This window comes from Segatella copri, from assembly GCF_026015625.1.
GTDB lineage: Bacteria > Bacteroidota > Bacteroidia > Bacteroidales > Bacteroidaceae > Prevotella > Prevotella copri_H.
Window position 1 is genome coordinate 720,005 of the sequence record NZ_JAPDVG010000001.1, and the last position, 25,876, is coordinate 745,880.

Annotated in this window: 17 protein-coding genes and 1 pseudogene; 14 read left to right on the forward strand and 4 right to left on the reverse strand. The window is 45.1% G+C overall.

The features are described 5' to 3' along the window. Positions 1–5: 5 nt before the first annotated feature. The 10 genes and pseudogenes from ONT19_RS16285 to ONT19_RS03165 form a co-directional block, all read left to right on the forward strand. Positions 6–632 (forward strand): annotated as a pseudogene (locus tag ONT19_RS16285) (alpha-amylase family glycosyl hydrolase); the annotation flags it as partial. A gap of 1,365 nt (positions 633–1,997) precedes the next feature. Further along, positions 1,998–3,125 carry a starch-binding protein gene (locus tag ONT19_RS16290; RefSeq protein ID WP_264953070.1) on the forward strand — a complete coding sequence of 376 codons (1,128 nt, stop codon included), beginning with the start codon at positions 1,998–2,000 and terminating at the stop codon, positions 3,123–3,125. A 290-nt stretch (positions 3,126–3,415) separates the two neighbouring features. Further along, a complete protein-coding gene (locus ONT19_RS03130; protein WP_264952316.1) occupies positions 3,416–6,760 on the forward strand; it encodes an alpha-amylase family glycosyl hydrolase in 3,345 nt (1,114 codons plus the stop codon). 224 nt (positions 6,761–6,984) lie between these two features. Further along, the gene (gene ileS, locus ONT19_RS03135) at positions 6,985–10,596 is read left to right on the forward strand and encodes an isoleucine--tRNA ligase (RefSeq protein WP_264952315.1); all 3,612 of its coding nucleotides are present in this window, start codon (positions 6,985–6,987) and stop codon (positions 10,594–10,596) included. Positions 10,597–10,707: 111 nt separating this feature from the next. Then, entirely contained in the window at positions 10,708–11,091 is a 384-nt protein-coding gene (locus tag ONT19_RS03140) for a TraR/DksA family transcriptional regulator (RefSeq protein WP_022120972.1), read from the forward strand. A gap of 3 nt (positions 11,092–11,094) precedes the next feature. Beyond that, positions 11,095–11,811 carry a lipoprotein signal peptidase gene (locus ONT19_RS03145; protein ID WP_118141672.1) on the forward strand — a complete coding sequence of 239 codons (717 nt, stop codon included), beginning with the start codon at positions 11,095–11,097 and terminating at the stop codon, positions 11,809–11,811. A gap of 2 nt (positions 11,812–11,813) precedes the next feature. Next, a complete protein-coding gene (locus ONT19_RS03150; RefSeq protein ID WP_118141670.1) occupies positions 11,814–12,773 on the forward strand; it encodes a DUF4296 domain-containing protein in 960 nt (319 codons plus the stop codon). Positions 12,774–12,789: 16 nt separating this feature from the next. Continuing rightward, complete coding sequence (locus ONT19_RS03155; protein WP_117586629.1) at positions 12,790–13,014, forward strand: hypothetical protein; 225 nt, start codon at positions 12,790–12,792, stop codon at positions 13,012–13,014. 17 nt (positions 13,015–13,031) lie between these two features. Continuing rightward, positions 13,032–13,883, forward strand: a complete 852-nt coding sequence (gene nadC / locus ONT19_RS03160) for a carboxylating nicotinate-nucleotide diphosphorylase (RefSeq protein WP_006846832.1) — start codon at positions 13,032–13,034, stop codon at positions 13,881–13,883. Between the two features lie 117 nt (positions 13,884–14,000). Then, on the forward strand, positions 14,001–15,635 hold the full coding sequence (locus ONT19_RS03165; RefSeq protein WP_437181463.1) for a dipeptidase: 1,635 nt from the start codon (positions 14,001–14,003) through the stop codon (positions 15,633–15,635). 131 nt (positions 15,636–15,766) lie between these two features. Here ONT19_RS03165 and ONT19_RS03170 read toward each other — a convergent pair whose 3' ends face one another. The 4 genes from ONT19_RS03170 to ONT19_RS03185 all read right to left on the reverse strand — a co-directional run bounded on the left by ONT19_RS03170 (position 15,767) and on the right by ONT19_RS03185 (position 20,496). Continuing rightward, a complete protein-coding gene (locus ONT19_RS03170) occupies positions 15,767–16,327 on the reverse strand; it encodes an NADH peroxidase (RefSeq protein WP_022120967.1) in 561 nt (186 codons plus the stop codon). Positions 16,328–16,373: 46 nt separating this feature from the next. Further along, positions 16,374–16,823, reverse strand: coding sequence for a Fur family transcriptional regulator (locus tag ONT19_RS03175; RefSeq protein ID WP_118141600.1), 450 nt, complete (start codon positions 16,821–16,823; stop codon positions 16,374–16,376). A 272-nt stretch (positions 16,824–17,095) separates the two neighbouring features. After that, on the reverse strand, positions 17,096–17,695 hold the full coding sequence (locus tag ONT19_RS03180; protein WP_264952314.1) for a LolA-like putative outer membrane lipoprotein chaperone: 600 nt from the start codon (positions 17,693–17,695) through the stop codon (positions 17,096–17,098). A gap of 173 nt (positions 17,696–17,868) precedes the next feature. Continuing rightward, on the reverse strand, positions 17,869–20,496 hold the full coding sequence (locus ONT19_RS03185; protein ID WP_264952313.1) for an FtsK/SpoIIIE family DNA translocase: 2,628 nt from the start codon (positions 20,494–20,496) through the stop codon (positions 17,869–17,871). A gap of 110 nt (positions 20,497–20,606) precedes the next feature. Between ONT19_RS03185 and ONT19_RS03190 the strand changes: the two genes are divergently transcribed. From ONT19_RS03190 to ONT19_RS03205, 4 genes are read left to right on the forward strand one after another with little or no spacing between them, the layout of a single operon-like run. Beyond that, the gene (locus tag ONT19_RS03190) at positions 20,607–21,227 is read left to right on the forward strand and encodes a 3'-5' exonuclease (RefSeq protein ID WP_118141596.1); all 621 of its coding nucleotides are present in this window, start codon (positions 20,607–20,609) and stop codon (positions 21,225–21,227) included. Between the two features lie 54 nt (positions 21,228–21,281). After that, positions 21,282–22,463, forward strand: coding sequence for a class I SAM-dependent rRNA methyltransferase (locus ONT19_RS03195; protein ID WP_022120962.1), 1,182 nt, complete (start codon positions 21,282–21,284; stop codon positions 22,461–22,463). 21 nt (positions 22,464–22,484) lie between these two features. Continuing rightward, on the forward strand, positions 22,485–23,396 hold the full coding sequence (locus ONT19_RS03200; protein WP_264952312.1) for an ABC transporter substrate-binding protein: 912 nt from the start codon (positions 22,485–22,487) through the stop codon (positions 23,394–23,396). Between the two features lie 7 nt (positions 23,397–23,403). Next, a complete protein-coding gene (locus tag ONT19_RS03205) occupies positions 23,404–25,875 on the forward strand; it encodes a hypothetical protein (protein WP_264952311.1) in 2,472 nt (823 codons plus the stop codon). The last annotated feature ends 1 nt before the right edge of the window (position 25,876 follow it).

Here is a 25,876-nt window from a genome sequence, read left to right on the forward strand (position 1 = left end):
TCCAGGGTGTCATTGACAAGCTTGACTATATCAAGGCGCTTGGTTTCACTGCCATCTGGATTACTCCTGTCGTACAGAATGCATCCGGTTATGACTACCACGGCTATCATGCTTCGGATTTCTCCAAGGTAGACTGCCGCTATCAGAGTGGTGACGGCAAAAAGAGTGGTGACGTGATGTTCCAGGAGCTCATCGACAAGGCTCACGCCAAGGGTATCAAGATTATCCTCGATATCGTGCTCAACCACACCGGTAACTTCGGTGAGGAGCATTTTTGCAAGGAGTTCGACCGTGATACTCGTCTTCGTAACCAGGCAGACATCAATGCTTGTATGATTCCTAATTTGGAAACATTGGGTAGTGACTATCCAGGTCTTCTGCCTGGTTATCAGTATCAGCGTCGTCTTGCCATGATGAAGAATACCGATGGTCAGAATCATGATACTCACAACTACTGGCACCATTTCGGTAACTTCAACTGGGACTTGCCTAATCGTTGGTGGGCTCAGATTGCAGGTGACTGTGTGGACCTCAATACTGAGAATAATACAGTGGCTGATTATCTTGTCAAGTGCTATGGCAACTTTATCAAGATGGGTGTCGATGGTTTCCGTATTGATACATCTGGTCACATCTCACGTCTTACCTTCTGCAAGCAGTTCATTCCTCAGTTTGCTGCCCTCGGTAAGCAGTACGAGGACAAGCGATTGAACAAGGCTCCATTCTTCATGTATGGTGAGGTTTGTGCCCGTTTCGGTAGTGTGCAGTACCGTGGTCAGGACAACCTTTCACCTTATTATTATACATGGAAGGCTCCAAAGGATCTGATGGATGGCTTTGATGGCAGCCAGTCATACTGGGACACTCAGGAAATCTATGACAGTGGTACAGGTTATGATGCTAAGCTGATGCCTCTCTGCGAGAAGGATAACGCGGATTCTCCAGAAAGCAACAATACCTTTATGCTGAATGGTGCATGGCATGAACCAGACTATTCTCAGTCAAGCGGTTTCAATGTAATCGACTTCCCATTGCACTACAACTTCTCTAGTGCAGGAAGTGCATACGGCTTGGCTAAGTCTGGTGATATGAAATACAATGATGCTACTTTCAATGTGGTATATGTAGATAGTCATGACTACGGTCCTCAGCCAAGTGATGGTATCCGTTTCTCTGGTAGTGATGCTCAGTGGGCTGAGAATCTCTCTCTGATGTTTACCTTCCGTGGAATCCCATGTCTCTATTATGGTTCTGAGGTAGGTTTCCGTCGTGGTTCTGTGATTGACAAAGGTCCTAATGGTCCTCTTTCTAACACTGGTCGTGCTTACTTCGGTGGTTATATCACAGGTGATGTAGAAGCATCAGACTTCGGTGAATACAAGGCTTCTGGTAACGTGGAAGCTACATTGAATCATGATTTGGCTCAGCACCTCATCCGTCTGAACAAGATTCGTCAGGCTGTTCCTGCTCTCCGTAAGGGTCAGTGGACAGACGAGGGTTGTGCTGCTAACGGCGGTATCGCTTTCAAGCGTGCTTACAAGGACAGCTATGCACTCGTAGCCCTCAATGGTGGTGCTACCTTTACAGATTGCCCAGCTGGTACTTATACAGACTTGGTAACAGGCAAGACTTACACAGGTCCTACTATCACCGTTGATGCTCCTAGTAATCAGGGTCAGGTTCGCGTACTCGTGAAAGACTGGAAGGGTGGCAAGCTCATTGATGATGGTGCTTTTATCTATGCTTCTACTGCTCAGCATAAGAGTGGTCAGGACTATGATGGTAATGAAGAGGCTGGTACAACTTGGGTTGACGAGACTCCTCTTCAGCCAGTAAGCGTTTCTCTTTCTCCAGCTGGTGGAAGTTTCCGCACCAATACGGTAACAGTTACTGCTGAACTCTCAGAAGATGCTTTGTCTGGTTGGTACCAGATTGAGGGACAGGACAAGGTAGCTTTGACCCCTGGTAAGCCTGCTACCTTCACTATCGGTGACGACATGAACTTCAATCAGACCAAGACTGTGACTTGGAGCGCTACAAGCTCTGAAGGCGAGAAGACTGGTAAGGTTACTTATACCAAGGTAGATCCTAACGCAGCTATCACCGTATATGTAAAGGCAGACAAGGCTCCTTACATCCACGCTTGGATAACTGGCGGCAAAAATCTGACAGGTGAATGGCCTGGTAAGGTAATGGATGGTCCTGTGGAGATTGATGGTGCTAAATACTGGACTTATGATTTCGATAACGTTGAGAGCTTCAATGTAATATTGAATAATGGTAGCGGTGCTCAGTCTGGTGAAATCTCTGGTATTACAGGTGATACCTACTTGGAGTATGATGGTAGTAGAAGTGCCAAGAAGATTGACGCTCCTGTCAATACAGTTGCTACTGCCAAGGTTACTTTGAGTCCTAACGGTGGTGACTTCCAGAAGACTATCTCCGTAACTGCCACATTGAGCAACAATGCCAAGAGCGGTTGGTATAAGATTGGCGATGGCGAGCAGGTAGCTCTTACTCCTGGTAAGGCTACTACCTTCACTCTCGGTGACGATATGCTGGAAGGCGAGAGCAAGACTGTAACTTGGAGTGCAACTAATGCTGACAATGAAACCAAGACAGGTTCTGCTACCTTCAACAAGCAGAAAGAGGTTGTAATTCCTACTCCAACAGGTATCTTCGCTTACTTCCTCGCTCCTTCAGACTGGACTGATGTTCACGCTTATGTTTGGACTGATGGTGACAAATATGCTGGTGAATGGCCTGGTGTAGCTTGTACCAAGACTGGTGAGAAGAAGAATGGTTTGGATATCTGGATGTGGAAGTATGATGGTGATAAGACTGAACTTCCTGCTAAGATTATCTTCAACAATAATGGTAATGGTAACAACCAGACTGGTAATTTCGATTTCGTAAACGGTGCAGTCTATGACCGCAACGGTAAGACCAATGAGTCTGTCTCAACAGGTATCAACCAGGTAGGTAGCAAGAAGGCTCCTGCTAAGTTGAAGATTTACTCTATCAATGGTGTGAAGGTAGCCGAAGTAAACAAGGTTTCTGATGCAGAATACGTTCTGGCTCCAGGTATGTATATCTGCAATGGCAAGAAGTTTGTTATCAAATAAACTTACCGCTACTTTGGGACTTAAACAAGCACTTCGCCTGCTCTGTAAGCGGGTAGTGTGAGTTTGTCCCCGTGCGGTTAGCAGTTTATGTACATAATATCCTCTGAATGAGGCTGAATTTTGCAAATATCCGTATTGCGAAATTCAGCCTCTTTTTCTTTGTTGCTGCGAAATCGATTGCACAGAAGAAACAATAGAAAAGTGAATTATCTTATAGTATTTATAAAAAGAATTCGTAATTTTGCGGTGTAATTATTCAACTATTCAATTTTAAACTTAACAATTTCATTATGAAAAAACTTGCCGCAAAATTATGGGCGGTTCTTATGCTCATGTTGGTCTCTATGCAGACGATGGCTACGGACACGTTTACCAGCGATCGTACTGACTTCCGAGACGAAAGTATCTATTTCATGATCACCACCCGTTTCTACGATGGAGATCCTAAAAACAATGTGCTCTGCTGGGACAACCAGGCAGCGCAGATTGAAACAAAAGACCCTTGCTGGCGAGGCGACTTCCAGGGTGTCATTGATAAGCTCGACTATATCAAGGCTCTTGGTTTCACAGCCATCTGGATTACTCCTGTCGTACAGAACGCATCCGGTTATGACTACCACGGCTATCATGCCATGGATTTCCAGCATGTTGACTGCCGCTATCAGAGCAGTGATGGTAAGAGTGGTGACGTGATGTTCCAGGAACTCATCGACAAGGCTCACAAAAAGGGTATCAAGATTATCCTCGATATCGTGCTCAACCACACTGGTAACTTCGGTGAGGAGAAGCTCTGCAAGCTGTTCGATCGTAACACACAACTTCGCAACCAAGCTTACATCGATGCTTGTATGACCCCTACAGAAACTTTGGGTAGTGACTACCTGACCATCCTTCCAAAGGATCAATACCAGCGTCGTCTTACCATGATGAAGAATATGAATGGTCAGAACCAGGATATTCACAACTACTGGCATCATTATGGTCAGTTCGGTTGGGATGATCCATCCCGTTGGTGGGGGCAGATTGCTGGTGACTGTGTTGACCTCAATACAGAGAACGACGCGGTGGCAGATTATCTCGTGAAGTGCTATGGTCAGTTCATCAAGATGGGTGTGGATGGTTTCCGTATCGATACATCTGGTCACATCTCACGACTCACTTTCAACCATCAGTTCATTCCTCAGTTTGCTGCCCTCGGTAAGCAGTACGAGAATAAGCGATTGAACAAGGCTCCTTTCTTTATGTATGGTGAGGTTTGTACCCGTGGTCACGAAGCAACCTATAGAGGCCAGGCCAATCTTTCTTGCTACTTCTATACATGGAAGTCTGATGAGTCTTTGATGAACCAGTGGGATGGAAGCCAAAGCTTCTGGGACAGTCAGGTATTGCCAGAGGGTTCTGGTCCTATCGGTCCTCAGGCACTCTGCGGTAAGGAAACATTTGGTGACAAGAAGAGCGAAAATGCTAAGATGATCAATGGTGCATGGCATGAGCCAGACTATTCTGAGGCAAGTGGTTTCAATGTCATCGACTTCCCAATGCACTATAGCTACAATACAGCTAAAGATGCATTCCGTCTTTCAGCGGAAGACGAACTCTATAATGATGCTACATATAATGTAGTATATATTGACAGCCATGACTACAGTCCAGGCCCTAACGATCTCAACCGTTTCGGTGGTACAGATGCTCAGTGGGCTGAGAACCTCTCTCTCTTGTTTACCTTCCGTGGTATTCCATGTATCTACTATGGTTCAGAGGTTGGTTTCCGTCGTGGTGTAAGAATCGACCCAGGTCCTAACGGTCCTCTTTCTGATACTGGTCGTGCTTACTTCGGTGGTTATATCACAGGTGATGTCACAGCAACAGACTTCGGTGAGTATAAGGCTACAGGTAACGTAGCTGCTTCTTTGAATCACGATGTTGCTCAGCACCTCATCCGTTTGAACAAGATCCGTCAGGCTGTTCCTGCTCTCCGTAAGGGTCAGTGGACAACAGATGGTTGTAAGGCAACAGGTAAGAATGGTATCGCTTTCAAGCGTGCTTACAAGGATAGCTACGTTCTCGTAGCCCTCAATGGTGGTGCTTCATTCACAGATTGCCCTGCTGGTACTTATACCGACGTGGTAACTGGTAAGACTTATGAAGGTCCTTCTATCGATGTTGAAGCTCCTGCTACTCAGGGTCAGCTCCGTGTTCTCGTAAAGGACTGGAAGGGTGGTAAGATCGGTGAGGATGGTGCTTTCATCTACGATACTACAGCTAAGTCTCTGGACGGTCAAGACTATGATGGTAATGAGGAGGCTGGTACAATTTGGAACGAGCAGGGTCCTATTCAGCCAGCAAGCGTTTCATTCTCACAGGCTGGTGGATCATTCCGTACTGAGACTATTAACCTGACAGTTACTCTCTCTGAAGACGCTAAGTCTGGTTGGTATCAGATACAAGGTCAGGATAAGGTGAACTTGACTCCTGGTGTGAGTGAGAACCTTACCATTGGCGAAGGTATGAACTTTGGCGACACCAAGACTATTGAGTGGAGCGCAGAGGCCCAGGACGGTAAAGTAAAGAGCGGTAGCTTGACCTTCAAGAAGGTGGACCCTAATGCTTCTATCACGGTTTACGTACAGGCAGAAAATGCTCCTTTTATCTATGCTTGGTCAAAAGGTTCTTCTGTTAAGGAGTTGACAGGTGCATGGCCTGGTACAAAGATGACAGAGTCTGAAGAAATCAATGGCGAAAAGTACTGGACTTGCGCTTTTGATGGTGTTGAGACCTTCAATGTCATCTTGAATAATAATAGCGGTGCACAGTCTGGTGACATCACTGGTATCACAGGTGATATCTACCTGAAGTATGACGGCGGTGCAAATGCTCAGAAGATTGACGCTCCTGTCAATACTGCAGCCAAGGTTACTTTGAGTCCTAATGGTGGTGACTTCGAGAAGACTGTTTCCGTAACAGCAACATTGAGCAGCAATGCCAAGAGTGGTTGGTACAAGATCGGTAATGGTGAGCAGATCGCTCTTACCCCTGGTAAGGCTGCTACATTCACACTCGGTGCTGACATGATGGAAGGCGAGAGCAAGATTGTAACTTGGAGCGCAACTAATGCAGAAGGTGTAGAAAAGACAGGTACTGCTACCTTCAACAAGATTAAAGAGGTAGTTATTCCTACTCCAACAGGTATCTTCGCTTACTTCCTCGCTCCTTCAGATTGGAGTCAGGTAGATTGCTGGGCTTGGAATAATACAGACAACTTTACCGGTGGTAACTGGCCAGGTGTAAGCTGTACCAAGACTAACATGAAGAAGAATGGTCTTGATGTTTGGATGTGGAAGTATGATGGCGATTTGACAACTGCTCCTACCATGATCATCTTCAGCAACGGCAGTGGTCAGCAGACAAAGGATTTGAAATTCGAAAACGGTGCAGTTTATAACTTTGCCGGTAAGACCAATGAGTCTGTCTCAACAGGTATCAACCAAGTAGGTAGCAAGAAGGCTCCAGCTAAGTTGAAGATTTACTCTATCAATGGTGTGAAGGTAGCCGAAGTAAACAAGGTTTCTGATGCAGAATACGTTCTGGCTCCAGGTATGTATATCTGCAATGGCAAGAAGTTTGTTATCAAGTAGTCAATGGTTAGCCGCCATTACTTTTAGAAACATTTAGTTTATCATATTTCATTTATTTTAGGTTTAAGTACTCCTAAATGACTTGAAAAGAGCAATTTTTCAGTCATTTAGGAGTCTTTTTTGTATATATAAGTAGAAAATATATTAAAGATTTTGGGTAAACCCTTTTTTTTTTGTAACTTTGCGCCCAAAAGTAAAAACAATATAAAAATAAAATAGATAATATGGCTAAGAAATTTGCCGAGCACAACGGTCTGAATTTGACTCAGACAAACAATGACGTACTAGCAGCGTGGGAGAAAAATGATATCTTCCACAAGTCTATCGACGAGCGTGAAGGCTGCCCTCAGTTTATCTTCTTCGAGGGACCTCCATCAGCTAATGGCCACCCGGGTATTCACCACGTGTTGGCACGTAGTATCAAGGATACATTCAACAGATACAAGACGATGAAGGGATTCCAGGTTCACCGCAAGGCGGGATGGGATACCCACGGACTCCCTGTTGAACTCGGTGTCGAGAAGGAACTCGGCATCACCAAGAAGGATATCGACAACAAGGCTTCAGAGAAGTATATCTCTACAGAGGATTACAACCACAAGTGCCGCGAGAACGTGATGAAGTTCACCGCTGAGTGGCGCGAGTTGACCGAGAAGATGGGTTACTTCGTAGATCTCGATCATCCTTATATCACCTACGATAACAAGTATATCGAGACTCTCTGGTGGCTCCTCAAGCAGCTCTACAACAAGGGTCTGCTCTACAAGGGTTACACCATCCAGCCATACTCTCCAGGCGCAGGTACAGGTTTGAGCTCTCACGAGTTGAACCAGCCTGGATGCTATCGCGATGTAAAGGACCTCACCACCACAGCCCAGTTCCTCATCAAGGATCCTAAGGCTGAGTGGACCAAGTGGGGCAAGCCATACTTCATCGCATGGACCACTACACCTTGGACTTTGCCATCAAACGTGGCTCTCTGTGTGGGTCCTAAGATCGACTATGTAGCCATCGAGACTTACAACCTCTACAATGGCGAGCCTATGACACTCGTGATGGCTGAGGCGCTGGTAGGTTCATATCTGAAGGCAGACCAGGAGTGCAAGGAGGGCGATCTCCTGCCATTCGACAAGGAGAAGAAGCAGTGCCCATGGCGCATTATCGACCACATGAAGGGTACAGACCTCGAAGGCATGCACTACGAGCAGCTCCTGCCATGGGTAAAGCCATGCGAGAAGGTTGATCTCTTCGCACCGGCTTTCGTTACAGAATATGCTGCTGCTCATCCTGAGAAGGTGTTCGCTTCTGAGGATGGTCGCGATCAGTTCGTCGAGATGGAGAGTGAGGCTTTCCGCGTAATCCTCGGCGACTACGTTACTACCGATGACGGTACAGGTATCGTGCACATCGCTCCTACATTCGGTGCCGATGATGCCAAGGTGGCTAAGGATGCCAACATCCCAGCCCTCTACCTTATTAATAAGAAGGGTGAGACCCGCCCAATGGTTGACTTGCAGGGTAAGTTCTATCTCATCGAAGACCTCGATGACAACTTCGTAAGCGCTTGCGTCAACAAGGAGGCATACGCTCATCACGCAGGCGACTACGTGAAGAATGCCTACGACCCACAGTTTAATGTGGATGGTGTTTGGGACAAGAAGGCTTCTGATAAGGCTGAAGACCTGAACATCGTACTCTGCTACGAACTGAAGCAGGAGGGCAAGGCTTTCAAGAGCGAGAAGCACGTGCACAACTATCCTCACTGCTGGCGTACCGACAAGCCTATCCTCTATTATCCATTGGATAGCTGGTTTATCAAGGATACAGCCCGCAAGGAGCGCATGGTAGAACTCAACAAGACCATCAACTGGCAGCCTGAGAGCACCGGTACTGGCCGTTTCGGCAACTGGCTCGAAAACCTGAACGACTGGAACCTTTCACGTTCCCGCTTCTGGGGTACTCCATTGCCAATCTGGCGTGACGAGAACCGTGGCGAGAAGTGTATCGGCAGTCTTGAGGAACTCTATGCTGAAATCGAGAAGTCTGTGGCTGCCGGTATCATGCAGAGCAACCCATTGAAGGAGAATGGTTTCGTTCCTGGCGACTACAGTCAGGAGAACTATGATAAGATTGACCTCCACCGTCCATACGTTGACAAGATTGTATTGGTTAACGAGGAGGGCAAGCCAATGTATCGTGAGAGCGACCTCATCGACGTTTGGTTCGATTCTGGTTCAATGCCTTACGCCCAGCTCCACTACCCATTCGAGGGTGAGATGGCCCGTGGCACAGAGGCAGACCGCGATGCACTCATCCACAGCACCTATGAGGGATATGCTATTCCTCCTAAGTTCTATCCAGCCGACTTCATCAATGAGGGCGTGGATCAGACCCGTGGATGGTTCTTCACCCTGCACGCCATCGCTACCATGGTATTCGATAGCGTAGCCTTCAAGAACGTAATCTCTTCTGGTCTCGTTCTCGATGCCAAGGGTAACAAGATGAGTAAGCACGTGGGTAACGTGACTAACCCATTCGAGATGATTGACAAGTATGGTGCCGATCCTGTTCGTTTCTATATGATGACCAACAGCGAGCCTTGGGACAACCTCAAGTTCGACCCTAATGGTGTGGACGAGACCCGCCGTAAGTTCTTCGGTACCTTATATAATACCTACAGCTTCTTCGCCCTCTATGCTAATGTAGATGGTTTCGATGCAGAGGCTGCTCAGGTGCCATTCGAGAAGCGCCCAGAGATTGACCGCTGGATTCTCTCTTCACTCAATACCCTCATCAAGGGCGTTGACAGAGAGTTGGCTGGCTATGATCCAACCCGCGCAGGCCGTCTCATCGATGCATTCGTCAACGATGACCTCTCTAACTGGTACGTTCGTCTGAACCGTAAACGTTTCTGGGGTAAGGAGATGAGCGAGGATAAGCTGAGTGCTTACCAGACTCTCTATACCTGCCTGATGACAGTGGCTAAGCTGCTGGCACCATTCGCTCCATTCTATGCAGACGAGTTGTATCACGACTTGGGCGGCGAGTTGGAGAGCGTACATCTCGATAAGTTCCCAGTAGCTGATGAAGCTGCTATCGATGCCGACCTGGAGGAGCGTATGGCCATCGCCCAGAAGATTACTTCTATGGTATTGGCATTGCGTCGCAAGGTGAACATCAAGGTTCGTCAGCCACTCCAGCAGATCATGATTCCTGCAGTAGATGATGTACAGAAGGCACACATCGAGGCAGTAGCAGGACTGTTGAAGAACGAGGTGAACGTGAAGGAGGTTAACTTCATTGAGGGTCAGGGCATTCTCGTAAAGAAGGTGAAGTGTAACTTTAGAGTGATGGGTAAGAAGTTCGGCAAGCTGATGAAGGGTGTTGCAGCCCAGATGGCAGCACTCGATCAGGACCAGATTGCAGCCTTCGAGAAGGCAGGCAACATCACATTGAATATCGACGGACAGGAAGCCGTGGTAGAGGTAGCCGACGTGGAGATTATCTCTGAGGATATTCCAGGATGGCTCGTTTCTAACGAGGGCAATCTGACCGTAGCGCTTGAGGTAGAGTTGACTCCTGAATTGAAGAAGGAGGGTATGGCTCGTGAGTTGATCAACCGTATCCAGAACCTCCGCAAGGAGACCGGTCTGGAGATTACCGACCGCATCAACGTAACTGTGGCTCCTAATGAGGAGACTGACGCAGCCATCGAGGCATTCGCCGACTACATCAAGGGTCAGGTATTGGCAGACAGCATCGAAATCGGCGACAACGCAGGTGTTGAGACCGAGTTTGATGACTTTAAGTTAAACATTCTCGTAGAGAAGAATTAAATAGTTAGGAGTTAGGAGTTAGAAGTTAGGAGCATTTCCAAACTGCTTGCTTCTAACTTTCTAGCCCTTATTTCCTAAAAACATTAACAAATAACATAATAGATAACATCTATGGCTAACGAAAAACTACGTTATAGCGATCAGGAGCTCGAGGAGTTCCGCGCTATCATTGATGAGAAATTGAAGGTGGCAAAGCAGACTTATCATGATTGCATGGCTCAGCTGAACCACTCAGACAGTAATGATGTGGTAGATACATCACCAACCTACAAGGCTCTTGAAGAGGGTAGTGAAGCACAAAGCAAGGAAGAAATCATCCAGATGGCTCAGCGTCAGCAGAAGTTCATCAAGGGATTGGAAGCAGCTTTGGTTCGTATCCAGAACAAGACCTATGGTATTGACCGCGAAACTGGTGAGTTGATTCCTAAGGAGCGTTTGCGTGCTGTACCTCATGCCACTTTGAGTGTAGCTTCTAAGGAGGCTAGAAAAAAGTAATAAATGGAGAAAACAAGTAAAATTAAATACGGATGGCTCGTCACGGCAATGGTGGTTGTGCTTCTTGTTATCGATCAGATTATCAAGGTGTACATCAAGACCCATTTTTGCCTTGGCGAGTCTGTTCGTGTTACTGATTGGTTTTATATCGAATTTGTTGAGAACAACGGAATGGCTTGGGGTATGTCGTTTATCGGCAAGTTCTGGCTAAGTCTGTTGCGCCTGGTAGCCATCTGTGCGTTGAGCATTTATCTGCATCGCATCATTAAGCGTGGTACCTATCGCTTGTTATACATCATTTTGGTGGCGCTGGTTCTGACGGGTGCAATCGGCAATATGATTGATTCCATCTTCTACGGACTTATCTTCACCGGTGCTTCACCTTATTATGTATCTTATCTTGTGCCTTTCGGCGAGGGGTATGCACCCGTGCTCATGGGCAAGGTGGTTGATATGTTCCGCTTTCCGTTCTTCACCTATACATGGCCTGAATGGTTCCCTTTCTGGGGTGGACAGCATGGTACATTCTTCGATCCTGTATTCAATTTTGCAGATTCCTGTGTATCAGTCGGCATCATTTCTCTCTTGCTTTTCTGTAGAAAAGAACTGGAAGCTCTCGGAGGTGGTGATAAGGAGAAGAAGGTTAAAGATACTTCTTTTATTGAAACTGCTGAAGAAAAGATAAAGTCTCAATCTCAAGAAAATAAGGAGGACAAGTAATCATGAAGAAAGCTTTTCTTTATCTCTGTTGGATAGTAACCTTTTGTGCAGCCTTCGCTTCTTGCAAGCCTTCGCTGCCAAGAGATGTGCTCTCTAAAGGAAAGATGACGGATATTCTCTTCGATTATCACATCGCTCTTGCTATGGCGCAGAGCGAAGACGGTGGTAGTGAGAAGAATAGTCTGGCTTATCGCGAGGCTGTACTGAAGAAACATGATGTCACCTCGGCAGACTTTGACAGTTCGATGGTTTATTATATGCGCCATACTGAATTGCTGCATGATGTGTATAAGGATTTGGCTGAAAGATTGGATAAAGAGGCTGTTGCATTGGGTGGAAACAGTGCAGGAAATAGTGATTTTGACAATCTTACTGCTGTTGGCGATACTGCCAATATCTGGAAGGATGCTACTTCGATGGTATTCTCGCCTGATGAGGGCTTCAACAGTCGCAGTTTTAAAATTGAAGCTGATACTGCTTTCCATAAGGGTGACCGGTTCCGTCTTGATTTCGAATCGCAGTTTATCTTCCAGGATGGTATGCGTGATGGTATCGCTTTGCTGGCTGTTCAGTTCAAAAACGATAGTGTGGCACAGACTGTAATTCATATTCAGAGTGCTCAGCACTATAGTGTAGAACTCGCTGATAATGATAGCCTTGGAGTCAAATGTATAAAGGGGTACTTTATGTTGAATGAGGGTGGCTTCAGTTCTGATGCCGGTTCTTTGACGACTCTTAAACTGATGTTTGTCAATAAGATTCGTCTCATCCGTATGCATCCTAAAAAGGTGGCACCGGTTTCTTCTTCTGCAGCATCTTCTGATTCGGCAAAAATAGATACTGCTCGTAAGACCCGTATACCAGGTCCGAGTGTTCCAGCACGTCCGGATGGAGCTTTGGCGCCTCCGACCAGTGCACCGGTTCCTATGCCTGATAAACCTATTCAGATGAGGAGTAATTAGTCTGGATGTTTAAGATATGGCTGAAATGAGAAGATGCGGAGCCCATCAGGTGATATTGCCGGATGGCTCGATATTGCAGCAGGCTGTGGTAGAAATACAAGAGGGCAGGGTGGTGAACTACTTCGAGTTTCGCGAGGAGTTGCCGATGACCGAATGGTTAGGCGGCGAAATCCGGGTGGAACGCGATGAGGAAGGCATCCTCCGTGCCCTGTGGAACGGAAAAGTAATCAATAAACATTAAACATAAACATTAATAATATGTTAAGCGTAGATCAATTAGAAGACAAGTTGATAGACTTGGCATTTGCTGAGGATATCGGTGATGGCGACCACACAACTTTGTGTTGTATCCCAGAAGACGCCATGGGTAAGAGCCACTTGCTTATCAAGGAAGATGGCGTGTTGGCAGGTGTTGAAATGGCAAAGAAGGTATTTGCACGTTTCGATCCTACCATGAAGGTAGAAGTGTTGCTTCAGGATGGAACCCATGTTAAGAAGGGTGACATTGCAATGATTGTAGAGGGTAAGACCCGTTCTTTGCTCCAGACAGAGCGTTTGATGCTCAATATCATGCAGCGTATGAGTGGCATTGCTACCATGACTGCTAAGTATGTAAAGCGTCTTGAGGGTACAAAGACTCATATCCTTGATACCCGTAAGACAACTCCAGGTCTTCGCATGTTGGAGAAGCAGGCTGTGAAGATTGGTGGTGGTATGAACCACCGTATCGGTCTTTTTGATATGATTCTCTTGAAAGATAACCATATCGATTTCGCCGGTGGCATCGACAATGCTATCGACCGTTGCCATGCTTATCTGAAGGAGAAGGGCCTCGACCTGAAGATTGAAATCGAGGTTCGCAGTTTCGATGAACTTGACCAGGTATTGAAACATGGTGGTGTAAATCGTATCATGCTAGATAACTTCTCTGTGCCTGATACTAAGAAGGCAGTAGACATCATCGCAGGTAAGTATGAGACTGAGTCTTCTGGCGGTATCACTTACGATACCATCCGCGATTATGCAGAGCAGGGAGTTGATTTCATCTCTGTTGGTGCCTTGACACATAGTGTGAAGGGCTTGGATATGAGTTTCAAGGCTTGCGAATAAGTAAAGAATGAAGAGGGAAGAGTGAAGAATTCAAATGCTCTTCTCTTTTTGTATATATAAACTTTGTATATATAAATTAAGGTATATTTTATGAATAAGATTTTTGCTTCAGCCATAATGGCTGTGGCTATGTTGGGCAGTGTCTCTGAGGCTGAGGCATGTACCAACTTTATAGTAGGAAAAAAAGCATCGGTTGATGGATCTGTGATGTGTTCATATAGTGCCGATGATTATGGTATGTTCCAAAATCTCTGTCATTTTCCTGCCGGTAAGCATGCTAAGGGCGAGATGCGTAAGATTTACGATTGGGATACCAATAAATATCATGGTGAGATTCCGGAGGCTGCCGAGACTTATAATGTGATTGGCAATATCAATGAATGGCAGGTCACCATCGGTGAAACTACTTATGGTGGACGTGAGGAAATGGCTGATTCTACCGGTATCATGGACTATGGTTCACTCATCTATGTAGCTCTCCAGCGCAGTAAATCGGCACGTGAGGCTATCAAAGTGATGACCACCCTCGCTAATACTTACGGCTATAATTCAGAAGGCGAGACCTTTACCATCTGTGATCCGAACGAAGCTTGGATTATGGAGATGATGGGCAAGGGACCAGGCTCTAAGGGCGTGGTTTGGGTAGCTCTCCGTATTCCTGACAATGCAGTTTGTGCACATGCTAACCAGAGTCGCATCGGCAAGTTCAATATGAAGGATAAGAAAAACGTGATGTATGCCAAGGATGTCGTTTCTTTTGCTCGCAGTAAGGGATGGTATCAGGGCAAGGATGCTGATTTCTCATGGAAAATGGCATATGCTAAGCCTGATTTCTCAGGACGTCGTTTCTGCGATGCACGTGCTTGGGCTCTCTTGAATCATTTCTATGATATGAGTCCTTATCTTGATTGGGCTTTGGGTAAGGATCCTAATGCGAAGGATATGCCTCTCTGGGTGGTTCCAAACAAGAAGGTGAGTGTTGCTGATGTTGAGGCTTGCATGCGTGACCATTATGAGGGTACACCTCTTTCTGTTGCTGATGGCACTGATATCGGAGGTGGTATCTGGCAGATGCCTTACAGGCCAACTCCATTGATGTTTAAGGTGGATGGAAAGCAGTGCTTCAACGAACGTCCGGTCAGCACCCAGCAGACTGGTTTTGTTTTTGTTAGCCAGATGCGTTCATGGATGCCTAGAGAGATTGGCGGTGTTCTTTGGTTTGGTAATGATGATGCCAATATGGTAGCGTTCACACCAATGTACTGTTCTTCTACAGTTCGTCCTGAGTGTTATAACACACCGGGAGCAGATGCTGTAAACTTCAGTTTCAAGAATGCTTACTGGGTGTGCAATATGACCAGCAATATGGTTTATCCTCGTTACAGCCAGATGTTCCCAACTTTGAAGGAGGTGCGTGATAGTCTGGATAACAGCTATTTTGCTGCACAGCCAGGTGTTGAGGCTAAGGCTCAGGAACTGTATGCACAGAATCCACAGGCTGCAGTCAAGTATCTCAATGATTATGGTATTGAGAAGGCACAGCAGATGTTGGTGCGTTGGCAACAGCTCTTCCAGTTTATGGTAGTGAAGTATAATGACATGATTATCAAGCCAACCAAAAAAGATGGCAGTTTCGAGAAGACTCCTTATGGATTAGGTGCAACCCCAGTTCGTCCTGGGTATCCTGAGAAATATGCCAAGGAACTTATGAAGCAAACAGGAGACAAGTTCCTGGTTCCTGAAACAAAGTAACAATATTTATCATCACATAAAGAAAGCCGATTCAAGTATATTACTATACAAGAATCGGCTTTCCTGTTTTCTTGACTTACAATACTAAATAACCGTATTATAATTTTTAAAGTTATGTCTTTTAAAATCTATTACTTGAAGTATCTCTTGTAGAGACCTGCAAAACCTGCACAGTGGCGGGCTTCATCCTTAGCCATCTCATGAACGGTATCGTGGATAGCATCTGAACCCTGCTCCTTAGCAAGCTTGGCAATGCGGAACTTATCCTCACAAGCACCCTTCTCTGCTGCAATACGAGCCTCGAGATTGCTCTTGGTATCACCCAATACCTCACCGAGAAGTTCTGCAAAACGAGAAGCGTGATCAGCCTCCTCATAGGCATAACGTTTGTAAGCCTCTGCAATTTCTGGATAGCCTTCACGATCTGCCTGGCGTGCCATAGCAAGATACATACCTACCTCGCCACACTCACCATTGAAATGGTCCTTCAAACCCTTGATAACGTCTTCATTAACGCCGTCCTTATATGCCTGACCGAGAACGTGAACGGTAGCAAATGTCATATCGTCATCTACTGCATCTTCCATCTCTTTGAACTTGCTGGCTGGAGCCTTGCAGATAGGGCACTTCTCTGGTGCTTCTGTACCTTCGTAAATGTAACCGCAAACGGTGCAAATAAACTTTTTCTTCATAATGCTTTTGTTTTAAATGTTGTTGTATAATTATTGTTTTTTTGAATTAGTGAACAGTCTCTGTGAGAGGCGACTTTACGCCTTTTTTAGCGCATTCTGCACAGATTCCTCTGTAGTAGAGCTGTTCTTCCAATATGATGTTTCCTTCAATTTCCTTTCCTGGTTCCACTTTTGGAGCTGGTTCGCCGAAAAAGTCAATTACCTTGCCACAATTTCTGCAATAGAAATGAACGTGGCTTTTAATATTTCCATCATAACATACGCGATGTTCATCGATTGTGATCATCTGAGCCGCATTGTGCTCACTCAACATTCTGAGTGTGTTGTAAACGGTTGTCTTGCTCAATGTTGGGATACTCTCGGCTAATCCTTTGTACACATCCTCGATAGTTGGATGAGTGGGATGCTTGATGAGCCAATCCATAATGGCAATACGCTGGAGTGATGGTCGGATACCTTTCTCCACGAGTCTTTGATAGGCTTCTGTCTGCTTCATAATTACTTGTTTTTATAATTTGTTGATGCAAAGATAAGCAATTCTTTTGTATCTGCCAAATATTTTTGCAAATATTCCAAAGTATTTTTGAATATTTTACAATTGCATAGTAGTTTTAAGATTTGTTGTGCAAAAAGGGAGAGTCTATGATTCGCTTTTGGAAATTATTGATACTAAAACCCTTTTGGAAAAAGTAATTCCCCGTCACGCTACCGGAGTGTTGTGGCGGGGAATCTTATTTGAAAATAAACTTTATACGATGTTTCAGGCGATTATCTCAGGTCGATGACTTCAGCTCCTGGACATTCCTTGCTGTTGAAATTGAATGTGCTGTTAGAAACGCTCTTGGCTCTGAAGTTACTTACCGTGATAGTACTCCAGGTATTGCCCTGTCGCATCTTGACAACTGATGGAATATGTGTCTTTTTGTTGATGGTGATATACATTTCGGCTACAGAACGTTTCTGGTTATTGGCAACGAGATGTACTACATAGTTACTGCCTGCTGTCTTGAGCGTTGACTTATAACCAGTCTTATATATATTAATAAAGGTATAAGGGTTCATGGACATCTGCTGAGCCTGTGTAGGGGTGCTGACATTCACCTCGTTGGTTTTCTTTAGATAAGTCCACTGGGTCTTGCCGTTGAACCAGACGATGGCTTGCGGGGTACGGGCGTTAAACTTGTTGCCTTTGATGGCAATACTGCCGCTTGCTGATCCATACTTAGAACTGCTCATCTTGAAGTTGGCGCTAGCTCCACCTTTGTTGCCAATAACGGCAGCGGTCTTATCAAGTACCTGTTGCGCAGTCTGCGCCATGGCTCCGATGCTCATCATTGCAACGAAAGCCAATGCTAAAATCTTTTTCATTTTTATCTTTTCCTTTCTTTTAAAATTCTATGTTATATTTTCTAAAATTTCATACTCTATCATAAAGCCGTAAAAACGTCTTTTCTCTCTTAGACGTTTTCACGGCTTCAGGGTTTAATAATTTAACCTTTTCCAATATTATCTTCTTTCATACCCTTAGTTCTTTACTAAAATTAAGAGTTTCGAAGTGCCATTAACAGATTATTAAGCTGGTTTTCATCCTGTATCAGTACCTCACGAGGCTTGCTGCCCTGTGCTGCACCTACGATGCCTGCAGCTTCCATCTGGTCCATCAGTCGTCCTGCACGGTTATAGCCGATACTGAACCGGCGCTGTATCATGCTGGTAGAACCCTGCTGCGAAAGAACAATCGCATGGGCTGCCTCTTCGAAGAACGGATCCAGTTCGCGGGCACTGATGCTGCCGCTTCCACCTGCGCTTCCTTCATCATTAGCTGGTTCTGGCAACTCCATAGGTTCGATAGGACCAGGCTGTTCGCAGATATACTCGTTGATGCGCTCGATTTCAGGTGTATCAACAAAGGCGCACTGTACACGTACAGGTTCGTTGCCGCAGAGATAGAGCATATCACCACGACCAATCAGCTGGTTGGCTCCTGTACGGTCAAGGATGGTCTTTGAGTCGATGGCAGATGTAACCTTAAAGGCGATACGGCCAGGGAAGTTAGCCTTGATATTACCCGTGATGATGCTGGTTGTAGGACGCTGGGTGGCAATAATCATGTGGATACCCACGGCACGTGCCAGCTGGGCGATACGGGCAATAGGAAGTTCTACTTCCTTGCCGGCTGTCATGATCAGATCACCGAACTCATCTATAATCACCACGATGTATGGCATATACTCATGTCCATCAGTCAACTTCAACTTGTGGTTGATATACTTCTGGTTGTATTCTTTGATGTTACGGGCTCCTGCCTTTTTGAGCAAGTCGTAACGGCTATCCATCAGTACACACAGACTGTTCAGGGTTCTAACCACCTTGGTTACATCGGTTATGATAGGTTCTTCCTCATCAGGAACCGCAGCCATAAACTTATTGGCAATACGGGAGTAGACGCTAAACTCCACCTTCTTAGGGTCGATGAGAACCAGTTTGAGTTCGTTTGGATGTTTCTTGTATAATAAAGAGGTGATGATGGCATTCAAACCTACAGATTTACCCTGTCCGGTAGCACCCGCAACAAGCAGGTGAGGAATCTTTGCCAAATCAACCATAAACACTTCGTTGGTAATAGTCTTACCCAAAGCGATAGGCAACTCCATCTTGGTTTCTTGGAATTTCTTTGAGTTTAAAGTACTTTCCATACTAACGATGTTTGCCTTTGCGTTAGGTACCTCAATACCGATGGTTCCCTTACCTGGGATAGGAGCGATGATACGGATGCCGAGAGCTGCCAGACTCAAGGCGATGTCATCTTCCAGATTCTTGATCTTAGAGATACGTACGCCTTCTGCAGGCTGGATTTCGTAGAGTGTGATGGTAGGACCAACCGTAGCACGGATGGTTTTGATCTGTACGCCAAAGTTGCCCAGCACCTCGATGATGCGGTTTTTGTTGGCGCGCTGCTCTTCCTCATCGATGGATACGCCGTCATCCTCATACTTCTTCAGAAGATTGAGTACCGGATATTTATATCTGGTGAACGGCTCCTTCGGATTGATCGGAGTATTCAGTACTTCTGCATTGCTCAAGGTGTTGCCTGTAGCCTTCTCATCGGCTGTGGCTACAGAGATGTCCATACCTATATGCTCAGAAGCTGCAGCTGCCTCGGCAGCTTGCTTTTCCAATGCTTCCTGTTCAGCCCGTTTTGTACGGAGTTCGCGCTGACGTGCAATGAGTGACATATTCTCGTTCTGCGTGCCGTTGGCTATAGCGATGGTTTCATCTTTATCTGTATCACCTTCTGTTCCTGTAGCTTCCTGTCCGTCTGCCTCTGGCTCAACAGACGTAGAAGGTGTGTCTGGGGTTGCGAAAGTCTGGTCCGGATCCAGATTCAGGTCGATGACTTTGGCAGGTTCTTCTTCCTTATATTCTTCTTTCTCATCCTCTGTGCCAGCACCATATGCTGCGCTGGCGTATACCTCGTCGATAGCTTCCGTATCTTTCCTGTTCTTTCCATGGTTAGTAATCTCAAATTTCACCTTATTTGATATATAACCGATAGGGTTGAGTGCTTTTCTGATTACCGTAATGGTTTCAGTGGTGAGATAGGTGAGGAATGCTACCGCCACGAAGAAAAGAATGGCAGTAAGTCCTGGAGGCCCCATGATGTTCTCCAGATTCTGCACGACAAAGAGTCCGTGCTTTCCGCCCGGATTGAATGTGAGGCTTGGCATGATAGGTGCGATGAACTTGGCAAAGGTTACCGACATCCATAGCATGACCACAATCATGCAGAAGAACCATTTCCACAGGTTCAGCTTGTAGGCATGCATCATCTGCAATCCCACCATAATGACAAAGAATGGGAGCATGAAGGCTGGAAATCCGAAATTGATGGCAATGAGCCAATAGGATACAATGGCTCCCCAGGATCCGCAGTAGTTCTGAAACAGTTTTTCCGTGTTGGTCCATTCGCCCGGCTTCAGATTTTCGAGCAAACTCTGGTCATTGGCTCCTGTGTTGAGAAAGGAGATCATAGCGATGATGATAACCACAGCAATGACTACCAAGGCTAATCCAATGAAAAAGTCGGTGATAGTATTGTTGAAAATATACTGTAAACCAATAGCTTCGCTAAAGGTTTTGGTCTTTTTTTCAGTTCTTTTTTTAGCCATTTTATATATTTTTGAATAATTTATCTGCAAAATTAGCGAAAATAATTGAGAAAACAATTCTTTTTCTCATCTTTTTTTTCTAATTTTGCAACTTGTAAAGAATAAAAAGCATAATGAAGATTATTTTCACTAGTTTCGACAAGGCGGCAATCACGAATTTGCCAAGAGCTTTGTTTCCTGGCAAAATCGTAGTCGTTGACAAGCCTGAAGATACAGAAGCGGCTGTTAATGACCTACTTAGCCATTATATACTGGGTGTGGATACAGAAACGCGCCCATCATTCAAGCGTGGTCAGGCTTACCATGTTTCGTTGTTGCAGGTGAGTACACATGATACTTGTTATCTCTTCCGCCTGCATCATACGGGCATGACTCCTGCCATCATTCGCTTGCTCGAAGATACCACCGTGCCAAAAGTAGGACTTTCCTGGCACGATGACTTGCTGCAGCTCCATAAGCGAGCTGCTTTTAAGGCTGGCTACTTTATCGAGTTGCAGGATGTTGCTAAGAACTTTGGTATCGCAGATATGAGTCTGCAGAAACTGTATGCTAACCTGTTTCACCAGAAAATCAGCAAGGCGCAACGGTTGAGCAATTGGGAGGCTAGCGATTTGAAGGAATCGCAGGCTCTCTATGCAGCTACAGATGCCTGGTGCTGCATTAATCTGTATGAGGAATTCAAGCGTTTGTCTGCTACAGGCGATTACGAGCTCGATGAACTCAGGGCATGATACAAGGTGGTAAGGAATAGAAATTGATAATCGTAAGAAACTTCATATATAAATATGTATAAAAGCGTATATTTAAAGAAAGGTAAGGAAGAATCGCTCAAGCGTTTTCATCCATGGATCTTCTCGGGTGCTATCCAGGCAATGGATGAGGGCATAGAGGAGGGCGACATTGTGAGAGTGTTTACCCGTAGTGGTGAATTCATTGCTATAGGTCATTATCAGATCGGTTCTATCGCTGTACGTGTTCTTTCTTTTAGAGATATTGAGATTGATGAGGAGTACTGGTGTGCCAGATTGGATTCGGCATATAAGATGAGACTCGCTTTGGGTATTGCCGGTAATTCATCCAATACTACTTATCGCTTGGTTCATGGTGAGGGTGATAACTTGCCGGGACTTGTTATCGACTGCTATGGTCCTACTGCTGTCATGCAGGCTCACAGTGTGGGTATGCATGTTTGCCGCATGGAGATAGCCAAAGCCTTGAAGAAGGTGATGGGCGAAGCACTGGAGAATATCTACTATAAGAGTGAGACAACCTTACCGTATAAGGCTGACCTCAGACAGGAAAATGGCTTTATACTGGGAGGTGATGCTGACGATGTAGCTGTAGAGAATGGACTGAAATTCCATATCGACTGGTTGCGTGGTCAGAAAACGGGTTTCTTCGTAGATCAGCGTGAGAACCGTTCGCTGCTCGAGCATTATGCCAAGGGTAAGAGCGTGCTCAACATGTTCTGCTATACCGGCGGTTTTTCAGTTTATGCGATGAGAGGAGAGGCTAAGGCTGTTCACTCCGTAGACAGCAGTGCCAAGGCGATAGAATTGACCAATGAGAATATTGCGCTCAATTTCCCTGGAGATGCACGCCATGAGGCTATCTGCGAAGATGCCTTCAAGTATCTTGATGAACATGACCAGCAGTATGATCTGATTGTTCTTGATCCTCCTGCTTTTGCCAAGCACCGTGCGGCTTTGCGCAATGCGTTGAAGGGCTATACCCGCCTGAACGTAAAGGGCTTGCAGCGTATTAAGAAGGGCGGCATCCTTTTTACCTTCAGTTGCTCTCAGGTGGTTACGAAGGATCAGTTCCGCAATGCTGTGTTTACTGCTGCAGCGCAGGCTGGAAGAAAGGTTCGCATCTTGCACCAGTTGCATCAGCCTGCCGACCATCCTATCAATATTTATCATCCGGAAGGTGAATATTTGAAGGGATTGGTTCTCTATGTAGAATAACAAATGATTAAAGGATTGATAATGAATAAGTTCAAAACGTTTGCAGCCTTGATGCTCTTGCTGGCTATAGGATTTGCAGGATGTGGCAAGTCGGAAGCAGAACGTCATCGCTTGAGCAAGAAGGAAAAGGCTAGATTGGATAGCCTAGACCGTGCTGCGCTGAAGATAGCGGTGATGCCAACAATGGACTGCCTGCCAATCTTTCTGGCATGTGATGACAGTATCTTCGAGCAGCAAGGTGTAGACGTGCATTTGCGTAGATATACTGCACAAATGGATTGTGATACTGCTATCGAGCGCAAGCGCGTAGAGGGAGCCGTGACCGATCTGATTCGTGCTCATCATATAGAGAAACGGGGTACTGCTTTGACGTACCCTATTTCTACCAATCTTTATTGGCAGTTTATCACCAATAAGCGTTCGCGTATATCCGAACTGAAACAACTGTCAGATAAGATGGTGGCAATGACCCGCTACTCTGCAACTGATTATCTGGCTACTTTAGCAATCGATAGCGGTAAGCCTAAATATGATGCTTATAAGGTTCAAATCAACGATTTGAACATCCGTCTGCGTATGTTGCTTAACAACGAGATGGATGCCATGTTGCTGCCAGAACCTCAAGCTACCAAAGCCCGACTTGAACAGCATGTAAAACTCTTTGACAGCAGAGATAAGAACTTGCAGTTAGGTGTTGTGGCTTTCCGCAAGAAAATACTTTCAGAGCCGCGCCGTAAAGACCAAGTTGCCAAGTTTATCAAGGCGTATAATATTGCTGTTGATAGCATAAACAGTCGTGGGGTACAGCATTATGCAAGTATCATCACAAAATATACGGGTGCCGATGCTAAAACCATCAGTAATCTTCCAAAACTTAAATATGAACACGCTATGGAACCAAGACGTCGTGACCTGGCTGTAGCACAAAAATAAGCGGCTTATGAAAAGAGAAGATTTTAGCTGGACAAAGTTTTCGCATGAAAATGTCACTACTATATCCAGAATTGAGGCTATTCGCAAGATAATTGACCAGGAAGTGGGGCTCGAATCGTGTCAGCCTGAAATTGCGGAAATTGAAAAAAGATATGATGCTTTATATCATGATTATATAGATGGCAAGCTTAAACACCGAGAGCTTTATAATCTTGCTCAAACTTTAGATCTTGATACTGATAAGTTCTTTGGTAAAGTGCGTCACGCTTGGATTTTGGCAAATGAGCCTACGTTTGTTGCACTTAACAAAAGAGCTCAGAATCTGAAAAGTTTTGATGAGGTACAGGAAACCTTTGAGAAATTTGCTACAGATGAAGCTATGCTAAATTTGAAGGTAGACTTGTCTGAAGAACAGATAGACGAGGAAAGACAAAAGATACAAGAGCAGCTTAATGCCTATCGCAATATGGTGTTTTCTTATATTTTGACAACTGAAGACTGGAATGATGATTTTGTCAAGAATATTCTTGATATCATCGCTTCCGATTTGGTAGATCCATACACCATCAATATGATAGTTTCGGCTGTTTCATTGTCATGCTCTGTATTCATGGATGCCTCTAGACTTGCAGTCTTGATGCGCTTAATCAAGTCTGACGACAGTACATGCAGTGTTCGTCAGCGAGCTTTGGTGGGTTTCGTTTTCTGTGCAATAACCAATTCGGGTGAAAAACAGAAATATTGGGATTCTGCTGCTGGCTTGATCATGGACGATGATTTTTTGGCAGCCTGTGTTGATCTCCAACGCCAGATGCGTCTATGTCTTACCAGTAAAAAGGATAGCAAGGAGATGATGCATTCCGTGGTGAAGACCATGTTCACTTCTTTTACTCAGGATTTGGCCGAAAAGATAGACCAAACGGGTGAATTGGGACTTAATTGCTTCTCAGCAGATGGGGAGAATCCTGATGATGCCCTTAAGGGAGCCTTCGACTATATGTTGAATTCAGAAGATATAGGAGTTGATGTCTATTATCATCAGTTTGCCAACCAGAAGAGCTTCGGTCATTTCCATTCACTCTATAATTGGTTTGTTCCTTTCTATGTCCGTAATTCTACGCTCAAGAATGTTCGGGCTACGATGAAACAGCATCGCAATTTCATCAACAATCTCTTGAGAGGCGCCTCTATGTGTGATACCGATCTGTATAGCATCATTCTTTCATTGAATAATACATCTAAGGAATTTATTGAATCATTGGATGTTACCCCGGAAAATATGGTGTCTGGTCCTGTTTTTTATGACGAAGAAGATGAGGTGGAAAAAGAGCAGAATACCGAAGAGCCAGTAGAGGATGAGACTGATTCTACAGAAGCAAAGGATTCTGAAAATGTCACACTGCTTGATTCGGTAATGGAACATGAAGAGAATCTCTCAGAAGAGGAAAAGAAGAAACGTGCAGTTAGGGTTCGTCATCGCTATGTGCAGGACCTCTACCGATTCTATACTCTCTCTCCAATGAGGAAGGCATTTGATAATCCTTTCGAAGTGCAGAAGGAAATTCCTTTCTTTACTACGGGACTGTTTGCTAAACCGGAATATGACAAGTATCGCCTGTCGCTGGCCCGTTTCTCTGCTAAAAGAGGTGACTATGCCTTTGTTAGCAAGATTTTGCGTAATCTGGAAAAATATACCGACGAAGAGCATATGATGCTTGCATTGGCATACAAATCGGAGGAAAAATATGATGAAGCGCTTGAACATCTCTATGTGATTAAGAAAACAAGCCCAACTTATAAGGCTGCCACGGAGTTGAAATTAGAAATAGAAGAGGAGATAAAAGACCCGGCGGCTTTAATATCATTGAATTGCTTGATTAAAGAAGAATCAGATGAGAGTAAGCAGTTTAAACTCAAGCTGAAAAAGACCGATCTCTTATTGAAACTCCATCATTATAAAGAGGCTTTGGAATGGGCTTTCCAGATGGATGAACAGTATCCTAAGGAAGAACAGGTTGAATGCAGACTGGCTTTCTCTTTGCTCTTTTCAGAATCGGAAGGCGATAAAAACATTGACCATGCAATGGCTTTAATAGAACCTTATCTGCAAAATAGTGATGATAATGAAATCAGGGAAATATTGAATTCTGACATGACAGATATGGATAAGGATGATAAGGAACGCATGTTCATGAAAATGTTATCTGCGATGGTGAACAAAGTTTCCAAGCCACAAGACCACAGATGGGAGTCTATGAAATTTTTCTATTATGGACTCTGCGTTCTCGTGAAAAAGGGAGGATCTGCAGCTATCAGATTTTTGGATGAAGCATCTGGTCATGCAGCTTTTTCCCCTAAGGAAGATATAGATGCACTCGGCCTGCTCGAGATGGGAGATTGGCTCGATAATCGTGGTATTGCGCCTATAGAATTGGAATTTATAACAAAAAAAGTTTTCGAGGAAAGGAAAAAACAATAAA